Source organism: Rhodocytophaga rosea (assembly GCF_010119975.1).
Lineage (GTDB): Bacteria > Bacteroidota > Bacteroidia > Cytophagales > 172606-1 > Rhodocytophaga > Rhodocytophaga rosea.
The window spans coordinates 7,651,398-7,669,862 of sequence record NZ_CP048222.1 but is presented as its reverse complement, the minus strand read 5'-3'; the positions used below and the strand labels follow the sequence as shown (position 1 = coordinate 7,669,862).

General features: G+C 42.7%; 17 protein-coding genes and 1 pseudogene. 8 read left to right on the top strand and 10 right to left on the bottom strand.

The window, feature by feature from the left end:
- Positions 1 to 73 precede the first annotated feature (73 nt).
- From GXP67_RS31495 to GXP67_RS31470, 6 genes are all read left to right on the top strand, one after another.
- A complete protein-coding gene (locus GXP67_RS31495; RefSeq protein ID WP_162446799.1) occupies positions 74 to 916 on the top strand; it encodes an alpha/beta fold hydrolase in 843 nt (280 codons plus the stop codon).
- On the top strand, positions 913 to 1,410 hold the full coding sequence (locus GXP67_RS31490) for an SgcJ/EcaC family oxidoreductase (RefSeq protein ID WP_162446798.1): 498 nt from the start codon (positions 913 to 915) through the stop codon (positions 1,408 to 1,410). Before GXP67_RS31495 ends, GXP67_RS31490 begins: the two co-directional genes overlap by 4 nt.
- Positions 1,411 to 1,686: 276 nt before the next feature.
- A complete protein-coding gene (locus GXP67_RS31485) occupies positions 1,687 to 3,324 on the top strand; it encodes a M12 family metallopeptidase (RefSeq protein WP_162446797.1) in 1,638 nt (545 codons plus the stop codon).
- Between the two features lie 73 nt (positions 3,325 to 3,397).
- A complete protein-coding gene (locus GXP67_RS31480) occupies positions 3,398 to 3,952 on the top strand; it encodes a hypothetical protein (RefSeq protein ID WP_162446796.1) in 555 nt (184 codons plus the stop codon).
- Positions 3,953 to 4,012: 60 nt separating this feature from the next.
- Entirely contained in the window at positions 4,013 to 4,570 is a 558-nt protein-coding gene (locus tag GXP67_RS31475) for a cupin domain-containing protein (RefSeq protein WP_162446795.1), read from the top strand.
- A 108-nt stretch (positions 4,571 to 4,678) separates the two neighbouring features.
- Positions 4,679 to 5,593 carry a tail fiber domain-containing protein gene (locus GXP67_RS31470; RefSeq protein WP_162446794.1) on the top strand — a complete coding sequence of 305 codons (915 nt, stop codon included), beginning with the start codon at positions 4,679 to 4,681 and terminating at the stop codon, positions 5,591 to 5,593.
- Positions 5,594 to 5,610: 17 nt separating this feature from the next.
- On the opposite strand, the pseudogene GXP67_RS38420 reads toward GXP67_RS31470, so the two are convergent.
- The 6 genes and pseudogenes from GXP67_RS38420 to GXP67_RS31430 all read right to left on the bottom strand — a co-directional run bounded on the left by GXP67_RS38420 (position 5,611) and on the right by GXP67_RS31430 (position 10,930).
- Positions 5,611 to 6,881: pseudogene (locus tag GXP67_RS38420) on the bottom strand (IS3 family transposase).
- A gap of 82 nt (positions 6,882 to 6,963) precedes the next feature.
- Positions 6,964 to 7,926, bottom strand: coding sequence for a helix-turn-helix domain-containing protein (locus GXP67_RS31450; protein ID WP_162446790.1), 963 nt, complete (start codon positions 7,924 to 7,926; stop codon positions 6,964 to 6,966).
- A 97-nt stretch (positions 7,927 to 8,023) separates the two neighbouring features.
- A complete protein-coding gene (locus GXP67_RS31445; protein ID WP_162446789.1) occupies positions 8,024 to 8,950 on the bottom strand; it encodes an SDR family NAD(P)-dependent oxidoreductase in 927 nt (308 codons plus the stop codon).
- An 88-nt stretch (positions 8,951 to 9,038) separates the two neighbouring features.
- Complete coding sequence (locus GXP67_RS31440; RefSeq protein WP_162446788.1) at positions 9,039 to 9,272, bottom strand: hypothetical protein; 234 nt, start codon at positions 9,270 to 9,272, stop codon at positions 9,039 to 9,041.
- Positions 9,273 to 9,368: 96 nt separating this feature from the next.
- Positions 9,369 to 10,286 (bottom strand): PNPOx family protein, encoded by a 918-nt coding sequence (locus GXP67_RS31435; RefSeq protein WP_162446787.1) that lies wholly within the window; start codon positions 10,284 to 10,286, stop codon positions 9,369 to 9,371.
- A gap of 74 nt (positions 10,287 to 10,360) precedes the next feature.
- Positions 10,361 to 10,930, bottom strand: coding sequence for a carboxymuconolactone decarboxylase family protein (locus tag GXP67_RS31430; protein ID WP_232064718.1), 570 nt, complete (start codon positions 10,928 to 10,930; stop codon positions 10,361 to 10,363).
- Between the two features lie 304 nt (positions 10,931 to 11,234).
- Between GXP67_RS31430 and GXP67_RS31425 the strand changes: the two genes are divergently transcribed.
- Positions 11,235 to 12,140, top strand: a complete 906-nt coding sequence (locus GXP67_RS31425) for an AraC family transcriptional regulator (RefSeq protein WP_232064717.1) — start codon at positions 11,235 to 11,237, stop codon at positions 12,138 to 12,140.
- A 381-nt stretch (positions 12,141 to 12,521) separates the two neighbouring features.
- Here GXP67_RS31425 and GXP67_RS31420 read toward each other — a convergent pair whose 3' ends face one another.
- Complete coding sequence (locus GXP67_RS31420; protein WP_162446786.1) at positions 12,522 to 12,917, bottom strand: response regulator; 396 nt, start codon at positions 12,915 to 12,917, stop codon at positions 12,522 to 12,524.
- Positions 12,918 to 13,953: 1,036 nt separating this feature from the next.
- Positions 13,954 to 15,113 (bottom strand): IS3 family transposase gene (locus GXP67_RS31415; RefSeq protein ID WP_162446785.1). Its coding sequence is split into 2 segments (ribosomal slippage): positions 13,954 to 14,870 and positions 14,870 to 15,113, totalling 1,161 coding nucleotides; the frame shifts between segments, so codons are not numbered across the junction.
- Positions 15,114 to 15,214: 101 nt separating this feature from the next.
- On the opposite strand from GXP67_RS31415, the gene GXP67_RS31410 reads away from it, so the two are divergent.
- Positions 15,215 to 16,099, top strand: a complete 885-nt coding sequence (locus GXP67_RS31410; protein ID WP_162446784.1) for an esterase — start codon at positions 15,215 to 15,217, stop codon at positions 16,097 to 16,099.
- Here the strand turns inward: GXP67_RS31410 and istB are convergent.
- Positions 16,082 to 16,801, bottom strand: coding sequence for an IS21-like element helper ATPase IstB (gene istB / locus GXP67_RS31405; RefSeq protein ID WP_162442236.1), 720 nt, complete (start codon positions 16,799 to 16,801; stop codon positions 16,082 to 16,084). The two genes, GXP67_RS31410 and istB, sit on opposite strands and share 18 nt — an antisense overlap.
- A gap of 23 nt (positions 16,802 to 16,824) precedes the next feature.
- Positions 16,825 to 18,390 (bottom strand): IS21 family transposase, encoded by a 1,566-nt coding sequence (istA, locus tag GXP67_RS31400; RefSeq protein WP_162442237.1) that lies wholly within the window; start codon positions 18,388 to 18,390, stop codon positions 16,825 to 16,827.
- Positions 18,391 to 18,465 lie beyond the last annotated feature (75 nt).

Below are 18,465 nucleotides of genomic sequence, written 5' to 3'. Positions count from 1 at the left end.
AACATGGTGAGCCTGCTCTGCCCGGTATTCACATCCTAGGGCTTATTTAATCAATTATTAAAATCCACATATTATGAAAACAACGTTTCTGCCCATTTGGGCAACAGGAATAATATTGTCTCTTCTATTGCTCGTCTCCTGTAAGGATGAACCTGCAAACAATAAAATAACTTCACCCAAGACTTACTTGCTGGTGCATGGAGCCGGCCACGGAGGGTGGGCCTGGAAGAAAGTAGTGCCACTACTAGAGGCTCAGGGTCACCGGGTTCTAGCCATTGACCTGCCTAGTCACGGTGAGGATAAGACGCACCCGGAAAAGGTTACACTAAACGATTATGTGCAAAAAGTGGTGGATGTTGCCCATGCGCAAACCGGTCCGGTTATCTTAGTGGGTCATTCTTCCGGAGGCGTTACCATTGCGGGAGCAGCTGAGCGACTGGGAGCTAGTAAAGTGGAGAAATTAATTTTCCTGGATGCGTTCCTGCCTGGTAATGGAGAATCCGTTTTCTCGCTGGCTGCCAAATTTTTACCGCCTTCGGAAACGGGGGAACCTGATTTTACCAGTAGTTTTATCTTCGATGAACAGGGGACTACTTTTAGGTTGGATACAGCCAGGGTTGCTCATTTTTTGTATCACGACTGTTTGCCAGAGGATATTTCGTTTGCCAAAGCAAATCTTAGCAGGCAACCAGTGGCACCGTTTGCTACGCCTGTTCAGTTGTCTGATGCTATTTATGGAGCTATTCCTAAGTATTACATCCTTTGCCTGGAGGCCAGGAATGGAGATATGTTCCAGATGGCTACAAATGTACCTGTGAATCAAATTGTAACGCTGTCCACGAGCCATTCTCCTTTCTTTTCCCGGCCGCAAGCATTAGCGGATCTGATCTTGAAATTTAATACAAGCTACCCATGAGGAGTGCTTTGATATCCATACTTCTGTTTTTAGCTACAAGAGTAAAAGATAATGGCGATACAGTTTCACTGGCCTTCCGGGCTATTCTTGAACAGGAAGTCTTTTCCTGGAACAGCGGCGATGCACCTGCTTATGCAAAGCATTTCACACAGAGTGGCACCTTTACAAATATCGGGGGTATGTTCTTCTGCGGACAAAAGCAATTTCTTGACCGGCATAGGGAGCTGTTTCAGGGAATATTTGCTAACACAGTATTGCAGCAGGAAGTAGTATCCTTCCGGCTTCTAAGACCTGAGGTGGCTATTGTAGAAACCCTGGCCTATATCTCAGGGCTCTCAAAAGATAGAGTACCAACAGGGGTACATATTGATTCCCACGGACGGCTCTATAGCAGGCTCCTTCAGGTTTTTGAGAAAGAAAGGAGTGACTGGAAGATAGTGGTCTATCACAATGTCGACTTGAAATCAGACACCCTGTGCCAGTATGAGAGGTGAGGATATACACTCACCCCAAGAAGTTTGATCCTAAAAGGCTTACATCACCAAGCAACCTAGCCAATCAATCACCTGAAAAGACCCACTGGCTAACTCTGACATGCTTGCCAAGCCTAATTGCTTTTGACCAATTTGCAGCCAAGAATTAGGATTAAAGTACTATTTATTACAGTGAGGGGACAGGCTAGCTTTGCCACCTCATTACTGAACTAGAATCTAGCTCCATCAACACCTTTACAAAAAGGCTCTTATATAACTAAAAACTTTAAAAATTTTATGAAATTCAATGATCTGCCCCCATGGGCAACAGGCCTCTTAGTATCATTTTCGCTGCTGACCTCATGTAAGCAGGAACTGGAAAAGGCAGTGCCTCTATCAGCGGAGATGAAAACGCCTGCCGACACAATTCTACGAAATGTTGAAGATGCCTATCCCGGGGTTAGCGGTATTGTAAAAGAAGGGGTGCTGGAGGGGCAGCCCATCCGGTATATGGAAAAGAATGGCCAGGCTGTCTGGCAAGGGGACATCATCCTCTCACCAGAACAACTTTCTGGCAATGGCCCAAATTCGCCTGAACAATTGGCTCAGCCCGGCAAGAATGCAAAAACAGAAGGCGCTGGCATGACCAATCCGGACAGGCGCTGGATAGATTTTATTATCCCCTACCAAATAGGTGCCGGGGTAAATGAGAGTGTTATCAGTAATGCCATCAATGCATGGCAGAGCAGCACACCCATTCGCTTTGTTCCGCGTACCAACCAGACCGATTATGTGCGGTTTGTCCAGGCAAGTGGCAATTCCTCGGCTCTGGGCAGACAGGGCGGGATGCAGGAGATCAGGGTACAAAGCGGGGTATCGGCTGGTACAGTGATGCACGAAATCGGGCATACCATTGGCTTGTGGCACGAACATGCCCGGGCCGACCGGGATGCTCATATAATCATCAACTGGCACAACATCATAAGTAAGGAGGAGGAAAACAACTTCTGGCAATATTATGAGGGTGATGGGTTTGATTTCGATCCCTTTGATTTCAACTCTATCATGCTGTATGGAAACTACGACTTCAGCAAAGACCCGAAAAATTTACCTACCATGGTCAAAAAAGACGGTTCTCTCTGGACGCTCAACCGGCAAAGCCCCTCCAGCTCAGATGCAAGAACGGTAAAATCCATGTATTCCAACCTGTATATTATTTGGAACGGCAGTTTATACGGGGTAAACCCCAAAGATGGTTCATTTGTCAATCTTGGAAGTGGCATGCTGGCACCTGCCAGGAGCATTGCTGAAGACAAAAATGAGTTACGCATCATAGAAAACGGGTCATTATGGAAAGTCAACCGGCTCAATGGGCAAAAACAAAAACTGGGCAACTATTACTGGGGTGGGTCGGTTGGCCTCACCGGAGCTGATCCTTATGGATATTGCTATGCCCAGCATGGTACGCGTTTGTGGAAAATAGACCGGTTTGGCAACCGGACCCGGCTTGGTGGGGTAAATGCCTTAGAAAACTGGTCGGGTACCCAGGCCGTGTTTTACCACAAAAACGCCCTGTACGTGATCTGGAAGGATGCCCTGTACAAAGTGAATACGACCACTGGCCTGGTTGACAGAAGCTATGGCAGTGGCTGGTACAATATTAACGGTATGGCAGCGCTTTTCAGCAGTTCAAATGAGCTTTATATCCTGTCAGGCAGTAGTATCAGGCGCATGAATCTAATAACTGGCACCTATACACCCATACCAGGTAGTTTCACCAATGTGAAAGGGATGACGGCCGTTGGCGGAGTAATTTACTTGGTCTCAGGATCTGTCTTGTACAAAGTGAATCCACTCACTGGTGCCAGGCAAACGCTTTCCGGGGGATGGGATGCTACCACCTCTATAGGAAGCAGCCGCTATGCGGACCTATAGCCTTAGTCCATACTTCAATGCCTGCAATAGGCAGGCGTTGAATATTTTTTCAAACAATCCCACAAAAACAAACATGAAAAGCAATCAATTTTCAAAATCCATATTCCTTCTACCAGGCATTTGTTATCTGACAGAGCTTGTTGTCTGGTCAACCTTCCCGCAAAGCCATTCCCTCAATGCCGTTTTAGGCGGCCTATGGACAATCGGCCAGATGGGTATCCTTGTGATCCTATCGAATTTGTACCGGTGGAAAATTGCAGGCGGTAACAAGTGGAAAAGTATCGGCGTCTCGATCGCCGCTGCCGGGGCATTATCTTATTCAATCAATTACATTTTCGGTTACTGGCTCAATATGAATACCAGAGTGTTCCTGCCGTTGGGTGCCTTACTATCTGGACTGGGCATGGTAGTTACGGGGATTCAGGTATTGGCTAGCAAACGCTGGCCGGGTATCAAATGCATTTTGCCACTTTCTGTAGGGCTTTATCCATTCCTTGTGATGTTTCCTCTACTGATCATTACCGGCCACCCGGACCTAGTAGCCATTATGGGATGGGGCGTGCCCTGGCTTTTACTAGGGATTGGGATGGCTACTGAAAGGAATGTTTTAAAACCAAGTCTCCATTAAAATACCTGCTGCAAACGCTTTTTATAGGGAACAAACATTCATATACAAACAATATTTATCATGACAACAAACACGCTTCAACGGAGATTTTATAATCCGGTACAAAAAGACTATGTGACCTTCCTGGAAACCTGTAAGGAAACTAAGGGTAAGCGTACACATGGCTTACTGGAAGTGTATTCAGGAGGTAAAGTAAATCCGCATTACCACCTCTCATTTTCTGAAACATTTATCGTCCGTTCTGGAACACTCCATTTGCAAATGGATAAGCAAAAACTCGTATTGCAAGCTGGTGAAAAAGCTACAGTACCTCCTAATACACTGCATGCCTGGTCTAATACCTCTAAAGAAACCCTGATGTGTGATGTAATTCTGGAACCGGGAAACCAAGGATTTGAAAAAGCACTGCAGGCCGGTTATGGCTTAGCCACTGATGGCCTGATACACCCAAACGGAATGCCCAAAAGTATCTGGCATCTAGCCCTGCTAGTAGAGCTGTCAGAAACCAAAATTGCAGGAGGTATACACCTAATGAACGGACTCCTGGGACTACTGGCCAGAATTGCCAAATGGATGGGCAGAGACAAAGATCTTGAAAAGTATTACAAACTTGATTAATACTATCAAACTATTATACTTCCCTCGTCTGCTTCTCACTAAGAAAGAGGGAGCGATCTACCTTTATTCCCAATTGAGCTACCTATTTTATCATAAAAACAAATTTCTATGAGTACATTTCGATTCTTTGCTAGCCTGCTGACTGCCACTTTACTACTTACTCAACCAGCAGCCGCCCAGCTTAAGAATTTCTTCGCTGGACCGGGTGCCGGTGCAAGCAATACCACTGGTTCTAGAAATACGTTCGTAGGTGCTTTTGCCGGATTCAGCAATACGAGCGGCAACAGCAACACCTTTTTTGGTGAATCGGCTGGCTCTAAGATTACCAATGGGTTTGCTAATGCTTTCTTTGGCACTTTTGCAGGTACAGATAATACCACTGGCGGCTTAAACGCCTTTTTTGGTGAAAATGCTGGTAGAAAAAATACAATATGCCTTCGCAATGCCTTCTTTGGCGCTTCTGCCGGCACAGACAATACAAGCGGCAGCTTCAACGCCTTTTTTGGTGAAGCTGCCGGTGCAAACAATACCACCAGCTTTTCCAATGCCTTCTTTGGTGCCGGTGCCGGTTTAAGTAATACCATTGGCCGAGAGAACACTTTTGTAGGTAGAAGCGCTGGAATCGAAAATATTACCGGCAATGGTAACTCTTACTTTGGCTTTGAAGCTGGTAACCCTTCCAACCTTCAGAATTTAACCAATGCAACGGCCATTGGCCACAGAGCCCTGGTATCACGTTCCAACGCATTAGTCTTAGGCAGCATAGCAGGCAAAAATGAGGCTACCTCGGATGTGAATGTAGGCATTGGTGTGGATGCTCCCACCTTCCAGCTGCACCTATCGAAAAACTCAGCTGCAAAGCCTGGCAGCAGCAGCTGGACAGTGGCTTCAGATGAGCGTTTGAAGAAGAATGTGCAGACGTTTACTGATGGCCTGAATTTGCTTTTGCAGGTAAAACCGGTTACTTACCACTACAATGGCAAGGCGGGGATGCCCACAGAATATGGGTTTCCCCTAAAATAGTAGAAGGTTGGAAAAGGTTAGGCAGCCATTTGATACTGGTATTTGTTTTCAAATTGTTCTGGCGATAAATAAGCTAATGAAGAATGTTTTCTATTACGGTTATACCACACCTGAATATATTCAAAAATATCTTGTTTAGCTTCCTTTCGAGTCTGATACTGACGATGGTAAACTAACTCTTGTTTTAAAGTAGCAAAGAAGCTTTCCATGGCTGCATTATCATAGCAGTTCCCCTTCCGGCTCATTGAGCAGTCAATCAGATTATCTTTGAGCAGTTTCTGATAATCATGACTAGCGTACTGACTACCCCGGTCTGAATGATGAAGCAGTCCTTTTTCCGCTTTTCGGCTATGCAAAGCCATGGTTAAGGATTTGATTACTAACCCTTTTTCCATACTCGAATCCTGGATCTAAGATCAAATCTTATTTGAGATCCGCCCAGCCTACTACTTTTCTGGAAAATGGACCTCAGATGCTCATGATTGGCAGGTCCGGTCTAACACTACTGCTAAGTATAACCAACCTTCTTTTGTCCAAATATAAGTAATATCATTTACCCACTTTTCATTGGGTTTAGTGGTTTTAAAATCCTGATTAAGTATATTTTCAGCCACTGGCAAATTGTGTTTGGAATCAGTAGTGACCATAAATCTTCTTTTTCTTTTAGCGGTAATTTTATGCTTTTTCATCAGCCTGGCTACCCTGCTCTCTGAACAAGAAATACCTTTTTCCTGTAAATGATGATAAATACGAGGACTACCATGGACCTGCGACAGAGGCTGTGCATCTGGGTCCGGTTTCCCGACTTTGCTTGTGAATAAGCTTAATTTGCTCCACAATTTGCTTATTTTCCTGCTGGAGCACACTTTCTGGTCTTTTGATCCAAGCATAGTATCCACTTATGGATATCTCCATTGTCTGACAGAGCCTTTTCAAACAATACTGATCACGATGCTCCCGGATAAACTGGTACCTTGCTAGGAGCGGTTGGTGCGGATCCCAGATCAAGCCCTGGTTGAGATCCGATACCCATAGCCTTTTTTAAAATCTCAACCGTTTCTTTCAAGCGTTGATTTTCCCGTTGTAATTGCCGTACTTCTTCATCCTGGCTATGGCCCTTACCTGGAAAAGCCTTCTCTGCATTTTGCTCTAAGTCCATTTTCCAACGGCGAAGGATACTATCATGCAGGCCCAAGTTTCGGGCTGTCTCACTAATATTACCGTTTTTCTGAGCTAATTGAACGGCTTGTTCTTTAAATTCTTTTGTGTAAGCTTTCTTAGTAGGCATAGTTAGGATGGTTTAAGTAGTTAAATATACTCTTTTCCATCCTTCCACTTTTACGAGGGAAGTCCAGTTGACTTTTACTCATTTATTTGTATTGCTTTCGATGCTGAGTGGGGGTAAGTCCGGTATAGCGTTTAAAGAAGCGGGAAAAGTAAGAAGGATCTTCAAATTTCAAAAGGAAGCATATTTCTGCAATGGTTAACTGCGTATGGAGTAACAATTGAGAAGCTTCTTTGATAATTCTCTCCCGGATGAGTTCTCCAGGCGTTTTTCCTGATACAGCTTTTATAGTATCATTTAAATGGTTTTGAGTTACATGCAAATTTGAAGCGTATTGGGATAAGTGTTTGGTTGTAATCCCATGTAGCTTTTTCAAAGGCTCAAAATCTGCTTCAAAAAGCTTTGTAAATGCTTTTGTTAACCGAAGACCTGCATTGCTGTTGTCTACCAGGCAATCTGTCCGATCAGATATAACTAAACGCTGGGCCTTTTGTAGCAATATGGTTAATAAAGCACGGATCAGTTCCTCTTTATTGGCATTAGTTGAATGATATTCCTCTTCCATTTCTCGGAAAAGATTATAGAAATAAGAGGTTTGATCTGTATCTAATTGCAGGGAAACGCTTGCTTCGGTATTGAAAAAAGGATAGTGCAGTAAGCTGTCTTTATCTGACAGATTCTGGCTAAAAAATGCTGAAGTAAATCCGCAAAGATAGCCCGCATGCTCATTGATCGTTGACTGTCTCGAAACAAATATGCCCGCAGATACAAAACATAAAATGCCTGGTTTCAAATAATAGTCCTGGTTGCCAAAATTATGAACCGCTTCTCCACCTGTAATTAAGAAAATAATATATAAATCCTGCCGGAATGGAGCAATAAGTGGATTGCTTTTTAAACGGTATTCATCCCTGCGGTGAATTTCAAAATAAATTTCACCTGATTTGTTTAGAGTATCTCTCCATTCTTGTTGTAAGCGGCCCCAATGATATTTCCTGCCATTACTTTCATTGGCAGGAATTGAAAAGGTTATTTTATTCTTTTTCATAGCAAAAACCGTTAATTACTATATTCAAATTGCTGTGCTATCTGTTAATAGGTTGGCTGTGAAATGGTTGTAGCATATATTTCTGAAGGCTGTTGAATCAATTCAATTGATCGAGGAATTGTAAGGATAGATCCCATAAATGGTCAGCATTATCCCCATTGAGCGCATACATGGCAACCCCTTCATAATTATCAGGCCGTTTTGGAACTGTAATTGCCTGGTTGCAGTTTTCAAAATAATGTCCGCCTGAACCCTCTAGTAATGGTGAAGCAGCCAACAAAACGGAGGTAGCCGCTCCTTGTTGTGGTGTTTTATGCAACTCCGGAGCAGATCGTAATCTTCCTCCTACATGCTTTTGCAGGTTGGTTAAGATGGCACCTGGATTTAGAGCATTCACTGTTATTCCTTTTTCAGCCCAACGCTTAGTAGCACCTACGGCAAATAAAATACAGGCTGTTTTAGCTTGCCCATATGAAAGCCAGGGATCATAGGCTCTGAATAAAAAATTGATATCGTCGTACACAACCGGCGATAACAAATGTCCACTTGAACTAACCACTACGATCCGGGCAGAGCCAGCACTCGCTAAAGCATCCTGCAATCCGACCGATAAGGCAAAATGGCCGAGATAGTTAGTCATAAACTGCATTTCTATCCCACTAGCTGTTTTTTGCAATTCTGGTATTGCCATTACGCCGGCATTATTGACTAATACATGTAAAGGCTCCTGCCAGCTATCTACAAAACGATTGATGGATGTGAGATCGTCTAAATGGAGCGGTGCGACATATATTTTTTTATTTGCGGTAGCGGCTATTATTTCGTTGGCTACTTTAGTTCCGGCTTCTACATTTCTCACAGCCAGTGTCACCTCGGCACCTGCTTTTGCTAAAGCCCTTACTGTTTCTATGCCTATTCCGGAGGAAGCACCTGTAACAATGGCTCTTTTACCGCTCAAGTCGATTCCCTCTATTACCTCATCTGCGGTAGAATGAAATCCAAATTTTGTTTTTATTAATTCCATATATAGTTCTTCTATTAAATTGTTGTGGGTAGTTCGTTATTAGTTGTTGGTAATATTGGCTGATGTGCAAAACCTATTACTTTTCCTGTTAAAATTCATATTTATCACAACGGTCTTCATACCAGCTTTTAACAAATACTTCTAGTTTTTCCAGATAATTGTCGATAGCAGCCGTGCCCTGTACAAACTCGTCTCCATCCTGAAGTTGCGGCTGTAAAAGTTCCTGTTGCAGTATTACTTCGTGTTGAATAGCCATTCTTTCCAGGCGGTCCTGCCAGGTAGAAATTTCTTTTGTAGTTGGGGAATAATATAAAGTGACCATGTTAGTATAACCGTATGTTTATTTGGGTGTGATTGTTAGCAAGCCATCTTTCAGCCTGTCTTTTATAGATTATGGAATAACAGACGATAAATCCCATTATTCATCCTTTGAAGAAGGGTTAAATGGAGAATAGTCTATAAACGTCGAAGCTATGTCAGTAACATTCTCCAGTGACACCCATTCGTCTATGGTAAAAGTCCAGTAACGGCCGGTATCTTCATGGCTGGTGGGTATTTCCTGGGTAACACTTGCTTTGCCGGTCAGTTGAAGCGTCTGGTGAGCCTGAAAATCAACAAAAAGCAGACCTGCCTGCGGGTAGCTCAGAAAATTGCCCAGGGTATTATACATACTGTTTCCCTGGTAATCTGGTATGCGAAGGGTAGAAGGATTTAATATATCCACAAAACCGGGATTGCCGCCACGGTGAGAAGCATCCAATGCTTGCCCACCATTGCTGCTGCCCACAAAAAAGGTGTCGGCAGCCTTAATCCAGCTTATCCATTCATCAGTAAGAACCCTTCCTGTGGTAATGCCATTCTGGTAAACAGGCTTTTTTCCTCTGATAACGCTGCGGCGCTGAATGTACTTGGGACAGTTAGCATATGCCTGCTGTACGGAGATGAGTAAGCGGTCTTTATCAGCAGTAATTTGTCCGTTCACCCGGTATCTGCGGCGGGTGGCAGGTTCGATAAAGAGCATTCCAGTAAAAGGGTGTAGCTTTATATTTTGCCAGAAAACGTCGGCAGGATTAGAATGAACAAGTTCTGGAATCAATTGGATGGTTTCTTCATCTATTACGCTGATAAATCCCTCCTGGCCAGAAATCACAGAAGTCCAGATACGCCCCTGTCCATCCTGACTGCTGGCCAGGAAAAAGGGCTGCTTCCCGATATAATTGGCTGCGCCATGGGTGATAAAAGAAACCAGCATCCGGCTGTTGTGGTAGGCAGCGATTTGCTCGCCTGCTTTCTGTTGCATTTCCAGCTCGCCATTATGATATGTTGAAGGTATCATCGGTAAAAGAGTGAGAAGTGAAAAAAAATCTTAAGAGTCAAGCGTAAGCGCACAATTTCCGGTAACAGCTACACTCATGACTGGGGTTGCTCCTGAAGAGCATAAGGCAATGGCTGAGCGGCCGGAAAATCTACCGGAATCGCAGTTAAGGCATATACATAATTGGTAAATATCCTTACAGTCACTAAGCCTGTCAGCTCTATTAAGGCTGCTTCAGAATAGCCGGCTTCGAAAAATTGCGCTAATAGATTTTGTGCCGATTTGCCTTTATTTTCTGCAATCGATTTAGCCAGTTGCACAATGGTATTCATTTTCTGATCACTTGCGCGGCCACTCCTGATGAGTAAAGTTTCTTCCTGGGTAAGCCCTCTTTTGACAGCTGCCATAGTTTGGGCTGCCAAACAATAATTACACCCATTTACCTGCGAAACCACCAGGGCAACGGCTTCCCGTTCTTTACCAGTAAATGCACCCTGATTCAGGGAAGTTTCAAACTGGAGGAAAGCCTGTAAAGCATGGGCAGAATAACCTATGGTCGCATATAAGTTAGGAACTTTGCCCAGGCGTTTTTGTAATTGATCGAATAATGCTTGCGCCTCTTCGTTTACTTGTTCTCTTGTAGGAACCTGAATAGTTTTCATCATTTATGGAATTTATATGGTTGGTATGCTATCAGACTGGTTGCCTGAACTGATTATTTTCTATGATTTTATTCTCCAGAATAAACAAGCTGATTGGCTCTTGTAAAGGTAGCAAGTGTAGTGGCTAAACTATGGTACCATTTATTGCTTATATGGTAATAAATGCTTATTTTAAATGAGCGGGATAAAAAAGGCAATGTGCGATTGGATTCACTTCAATGATATAGATACTTTTATCTCTTCCTTTGGGCTTTCCTATCCTTTTAGTAAGTATTTATAAATAATGTGTGTTACAATTAATTGCAAAATGATGAAGGCACAATTCCCTATTTTTGATATTTGTAAATTATCCCGATGTGAACAAGAAGATATTTTTATCAGCCGGTTGGCACCTTTTCTGGACAAACATCAAAACCTGCTTTTGTCACACAAACATACTTTTTACCATATAGTCTTATTTACAGAAGGAGCCGGCAGCCATGACATCGATTTTCAACGTTTTCTGGTTAGGCCTTATCAAATCTATTTTATGGGGCCTGGCCAGGTACATAGCTGGAGTTTTGAAGGCAAAGTAGATGGCTATGTGGTAAATTTTTCTACCCAGTTTTTTCAATCTTTACTGCTGAAAGCAGATTACCTGGATCAATTTCCATTTTTTAATGGTAATGTAGCTGAGGCTGTAATTGATCTGTCCACTAATTTACACCCTCTAATACTTGACCTGTTTGAAAAGCTTGTCCATGAAAGTGAAACTGTTCAGCATTTAAGACAGGATATGGTCAGGGTTTTATTAGTACAACTTTTTATACAGATGGACAGGTTAAGCTTTGAACGCCCCGTTCATCAGGCAACAGCTTATAATTATACATTGCTGCGGAACTATCAAAAGCTGGTTGAAAAAAATTATACTTCTTTAAAATTGCCAAGAGAGTATGCCGAACTCCTGTTTATTACCCCTGGACATTTAAATGCCCTATGTCATGAGGTCTTAGGGCAGTCAGCCGGAGAAGTAATACGGGACCGTATTATGCTGGAAGCTAAACGCTTATTAACTAATTTATCATTAACTATCTCGGAAGTAGCCTATCAATTGAACTTTGCCGATAACTCTTACTTTACAAAATTTTTCAAAAAACACACCGGATTAACCCCCGAAAAGTTCAGAGATGGCCTGTTCAATCAATTATCCCAAGATGCCCTTTCTCTACAGTAAACAGAATGCCTTTAATCTTCACAAAGGGCAATGTATTGTCTTACTTGTTTAGAAGGAATAGGATTTAAAGAGGGAGTTATTTGCATTTCTTCTTCCGGCAGGGACAATTCAATGGCTTATACAAATAACCAATTCTGTTTTTCGTCGACCTCAATACTGGCAAGGCTGGTAGCAATACTTTTCTCAACTTTCTCCAAAGAAGTAATCTCATGAAATGTTAGTTGAGAGCAAGAAGCTGGTACCATAAGGTTCTCTGTATTTCCCTAATATATTAATGGTATCAATGGCAGAATGATAATATTGCCAGGTATGGGCAAGCCAGAGGTAATTGTTATAAAGGTGCCGGTAATGTCTGTTAGCTAATAAAGTAAGGAGGCACTTTCATAAAAGTTGTGTTAGGGCAAGGGGTGTAAGTGGCTTACAAATAAAGGTATTAATATAAGGATGTTCCCGTATTCTGCGTATTTCCCCGGCATCTATGGTAGAAGAGAGCATTACAATTTTGGTTGTCTTCCACACTTTTGATGGAAGAAGCTCTAAGCTCTCTAAAAAATCAAAACCATCCATAAGTGGCATGTTGATATCCAAAAAAATAATATCAGGTAGGGAAAGAGAATGGGCAATACTATGGACAATAAATTCTAATGCTTCCATAGCTGAACTTTTAATAATAATCTGTTCAGCTAATGATATACTTTTGATAAGTTGGGTGTGGATTAAATTATCTATCTCATTATCATCAATAAGCAAAGCGGTTTTATAACGGTAGGTTCGCATAATTTTTACAAAAATGGCATTCTGGTTTGGTGTCTGTGGAAATGAACGGCCCTAAGGCTGTCTATACTAGTCTGATAGCGCAAAAATAGGAGAGCAAAGTAGTTAACTCTGGTGTTTATTTCAGCAATAGCGGCACTTCACACAGAATCAAACAGCCTTTATAAAAATGTTATGCAAAAAATAGTAATTATACATGTTATTGTTGGATAATTACCTATTGGAGTGTAAATATAACCTGGGTGGTTTTGGCTGGCTCAATGTTGACAAAAATGTTAATTTTCTACTTACAGTTTTTTTTGCAGGACTCGGATTAAAAACAAAAGGAGGAATCCATGATATTTACAAATGTAAGTTATTAAATAGGAGCCTTTTGTTGGAACTAATGGAAATAGCTAAAGGTAGATTTTTGTAAACCTATAAAGGGAGAAAATAAGGAAAGGAAAATTATCTATGTTTACTATACCTTGCCAATTAATATACAATAGGCACCTGCTATGTCACACATTCCAGTTCTGCACACGATCAGTGAGTTTTTCAAAGACTACGGCTTAGGGCAGCCCTTACACCCTGAGATCATGTGTATGCACCTACAAGATCAGCCTGTACTTCATACAGCTAGGGTAAAACTCAAGGTAGCACTAAAATTGAGTTGGTTCAAAAAATTGGGGAAGTTAATTTATTCGCCCCTTTGGGGTAACTGTAAACATTGATGCATAATTTACATTTAATCTTTCTATTCACAAGCGAAGTACAGAATCTCAAAAATAGATTTTACAATCAGACAATCACCTACTTTATATTTGACCCTCTTTAACCTTAACTCATATGAGAGATAATTTGCTCTTTTATGATATCTTTACTTAGCACTGGTTTGTAAGTTCTGTCTTCGCACTTAATCTATGGCATAGTAAGAAACTTATTAACTAATTCACCTTAAATCTTAACTTTCAATGAGACAGAAAAAATGGTTCCCATTCTTCCTAGCTGCTTGCTTGTTTATACTAGCTGGAGTTGCAACATTTTACTGGAGGAATTTTCAGGCAGCTATTCTTTTTTCTTCTAAATAAAACTGATACTGTTCGGGAATTCTGTTACCTAAGGCAGAATGGCGTCTTCTTTTGTTATACCATCCCTCAATATATTCAAAAATAGCCAGCTTCGCCTGTTGCTTTGTGAGATAATCCATATGGTAGACTAACTCTGTTTTTAAAGTTTTGAAGAAGCTTTCGGCTACTGCATTATCCCAGCAGTTACCTTTTCTGCTCATACTTTGCAATACAGGCAGACCTTTAAGCTGCTCTTTAAAATCGGTACAAGCATACTGCACCCCTCTATCGGAGTGGAACAGTAAATTTTGATTAACAGGCCTGTTTTTGATTGCCATTTTCCAGGCAGTTATCGTAGTATCACTAGCTTTCATTGTGTCACTCATTGCCCACCCAATTAGCTTTCTATCAGCCAGGTCCAATACAACTGTCAGGTATAGCCATCCTTCCTGAGTTTTAATATAAGTCAGATCAGACACCCACTTCTGCCCAATTGCCTGTGCAGAAAACTCTCTGTTGAGGTGGTTTTCAGCTATAGCATATTCATGTTCAGAATCTGTAGTCTGCACCCGGTATTTCTTCCTAATGATACTTTTGATATTAGCTTTCTTCATCAGTCTGGCCACTCGTGGACGCGATACACTAATACCCAAGTCTCTTAACTCGCTGGTAATCCTGGGACTTCCATATCGTTTTTTACTATCATTGTACACTTTTCTAATATCAGTTAATAATATATTTTGTTTTAGGGTCCTTAAACCAACAGGATTTTTTAACCAATAATAACCACTCGTACTTACTTGCAGTACTTTACACATCTTTTCAATGGGAAACAATAAGCGGTTTTCCTTTATGAATTGAAATATTTTCCATCGCTCTTGGAAAAGATGCTGACCGCCTTTTTTAATATATCTCTTTCTAACTGAGCCTCCTTGAGTTCTTTTTGTAAGCGTCTAATCTCTAGTTGATCTGCCGTGAGCGAAGATTTTTCTTTTGGTATTATCTTTTCCAGGTTTTGATCTTGTCTCCACTTACTTAATCTTCCAGGATCTATATCTAATTCTTGGGCAGCTACTTTAACTGATCCTTTAACATAAGATAACTCAATGGCCATCTGTTTAAATGCTTGATCAAATACGTGTCTTTTCATACGTTCAAATTTAATAGTAAATTAAATCTGCCTATGATTTATCCTCCAGTTAAAGGTAGCAAGTTCAAACTTCAGTTTTCTCTCCGAGTGCTTATAGTCAAATGCCACAGCGGCAACCCACACCTAACGATACCTTGAAATCGCCACAAGTCTTGTCTGACCATCGGGTAAAAATCAGTATTTATGCGCCTAAAGCGAGTGAGGTTACAGTAAGTGGTGATTTTCCTGGTGGATCCCCTAGTATGAAATTAGAAAAAGGAGAGATCGGAGTCTGGTCTGTAACCATTGGCCCTCTCAAGCCTGATTATTACACCTACACCCTTACAGTGGATGGGGTTCGCACCATGGACCCGAAAAATCCGGTAATTAAGCAGGGGATCAACAGCCTGGAAAATATGATGGCTGTATCCGGGCAAGAAACAGCTTTCCAGGATAATAAATCTGTTCCACATGGAGAGGTGCGCCAGGTTTGGTATCAGTCTACCTCCCTTGATATGCCCCGGCGAATGCATGTGTATACACCCCCAGGGTATGAGAAAAGTAACACCAAATACCCGGTGTTTTATCTGTTACATGGCGGAGGTGACGACGATTCAGGATGGAGCACGGTAGGCCGTGCTAATTTCATCCTAGATAACCTACTGGCAGCAGGAAAGGCAAAACCCATGATCGTAGTGATGCCTAATGGAAGTATGCCCATTCGTAGCACACCCGGAGCGATGAACCCTCAGGCGATGACACAGATGCGGACTATGTTTGCTGATGAGCTTCTCAAAGAAGTGATGCCTTATGTGGAGAAAAACTACCGGATACTTACTGGCCGTGAAAATCAAGCGATTGCTGGACTCTCGATGGGTGGCTTTCAAACGTTGGATGTCACCCTGGATATTCCGGTGATGTTGACCCCCTTTGGCGATACTGACACACCAAAAAGGAAGTGGTTCAAAGAACCCGATGGTCTGACAATGTTAGTGTTTTTTTCTTAAACTTTCACCTTTCAACTCTATTCGGTAAGAGGTATGCAGCAGCCGGTCGAGGATGGCATCGGCAATAGTTGCTTCCCCAATTACTTCATACCAGCTGCTGACCGGTAGTTGAGAAGCAATAATGGTAGAGGCACGGGCATGGCGGTCTTCGATCATCTCCATCAGGTCTAATCGCTGTCCTGCTTCTAAAGGGGTTAAGCCAAAGTCATCCAAAATCAGTAAGCGGGTTTTGGATAGCTTCTCAAAGAACTTGATTAAGCTGCCATCTACCCGGGCCATCTTTGTTTTCAGCAGCAGTTTAGCTACATTAAAATAAGCTACTGAATATCCCTGTGCACAGGCCTGGTGTCCTAAAGCAGAAGCTAAAAAACTTTTGCCTGCTCCAGTAGCACCGCTAATCAGGATGGACTCCCCTTTGATTAAGTACTCTCCTGTGGCCAGCCCGTTGAGCAGGGATTTATCTAAGCCACGTGCGCTACCCGGCTGCAATTCTTCTATAGAAGCCTGGTAGCGGAAAAAAGCATTGCGCTGCAAGCGGCGGAACTTTCGTTCCTTTCGCTCATTTTCTTCTGCCTGCAGCAGTAGTTCGAGTCCCTCGCTCAAGGAGAGTTCATGGCATTTTCTTGTCTCTAGCAGTGCCTGCCAGCTGCGACTCATTCCGTGGAGTTGCAACTGACTGAGTTGGGATTGGATTTGCATCATCTGTTTTGTTAGTTAGGAGTAGATTAGTTGAGGGTGGATAAAAATTGGGTATAATACTCTTTGCCCCGGATGTTAGTATGTTCCGGCAAGGACCGTTCTATAATCTGCTCCTGGTCATGCACCATGTTGTTTTCCAGTAGGTTGCGCATAAAGCGGTAGGTGTAATTGCCATGTTCAATAGCAATCAAACATGCTTTGCGGAAGCTATCTGCATCACTTCTGCTTGCCAGGCGCAACAAGCCATCACAGGTGCGGTATAGCTGCTCAGGATAGCGTTTCTGCTGGAAGAGTCCTTCCAAAAGCTTGTAGAACTCTTCTGATTTACTTTGGGCTTTTTTCAGGTAGTATTCCGGGCTACGTTCCAGGTAGTGCCGATGGTGGGAACACAGGTGTTCTTTGATAGTGGTATAGCTGCCCATGCGGTAATCTCTCACATGCAAAGCTATTTGCTCGCCTTTGCTGTAGATATGCACCATCGAGCGGGTGTAGATCACTTTTACCTGCAAGCCAATGTAAGTGTAGGGTACACTGTAGTAATGTTTATCCTGAGCCAGGTAGATATGGTTGTTCTGGGCCACTTTCAACTCCCGGTAATACTTGAGTTCAAAACTATAGTCTGGCAGTGGCCCAAGTAGGTGTTTTTCATCGGCTAAGAATTTTTCTTGTCTGCAGTAGGGCTTCTTTTGCATCCTGGTTTGATTATGTTCACGGATTTTCTCCTTGATGGCTTTATTGAGGGAGGAAAGATCAAAGAACTGTTGATGGCGCAGTTTAGCATAGACCCTGTTATAGATCAGCTTTACCCCGTTTTCTACCAAGGCCTTGTCCTGTGGTTTACGCACTCTGGCCGGAATCACCACTGCCCCATAATGATTAGCAAAATCTTCCATGGCACGATTAACATCCGGTTCATAGGGACTGGCTTTCACAATGGCAGACTTTAAGTTATCCGGTACCAGCACCTTTGGCACACCACCGATCTCTTCTAAACAGCACCGGAGGGCATACAGGAAGTCTTCTATATTTTGACTGGGAACAGCCATGGCAAAGCTGTAGTCAGAATAAGGCAGACAAGCCGCAAACACTTGACAATAGATCACTTCGCCGGTGTCTTTGTCAATGTAGGAAAGCTTTTTTCCGGCAAAATCGATAAATAGTTTTTCAGCCGCTTTGTGAGTTAGGACCATGGTAGGTTTACGGGCCAATAACTGCTGAGAGAGGTGGAAACAGAACTGGGAGTAGCCGTAGCCTTGGGCATACTCTTTTTTATACTCTTCCCACAGCAATCTTCTGTTGACACCTACCTGCTTGAGTTCTGAGGCAAAGTAGTCGAGCTTTTCTTTGAAGTGGTCAAAGCGGGTGTCTTTGTAGGCAGGATTACCGGCATGGTATTTTGCTTCCAGCAGCGGATCGGCTAGGGACAGCAGTTGCTCCACGCTTAATGGCAGCAGGGCTGTTTTGGCAAGATACGCCTTGACCGTATTCTTGCTCAGGGAAAGACTGCGGGCAATGAACTTAATGCCTTTACCTTGCTGATGCAGCAGCAGTAGTTGTTTGATCTGACTCATAGGTTTTGGTTTTCCAGCCATCGGTGCTCTGTTTGGTAAGTGATCACCAAAGAACCAAATCCTGTAGTCTTTTACGAGCAGAAGGGGGTCAGCATC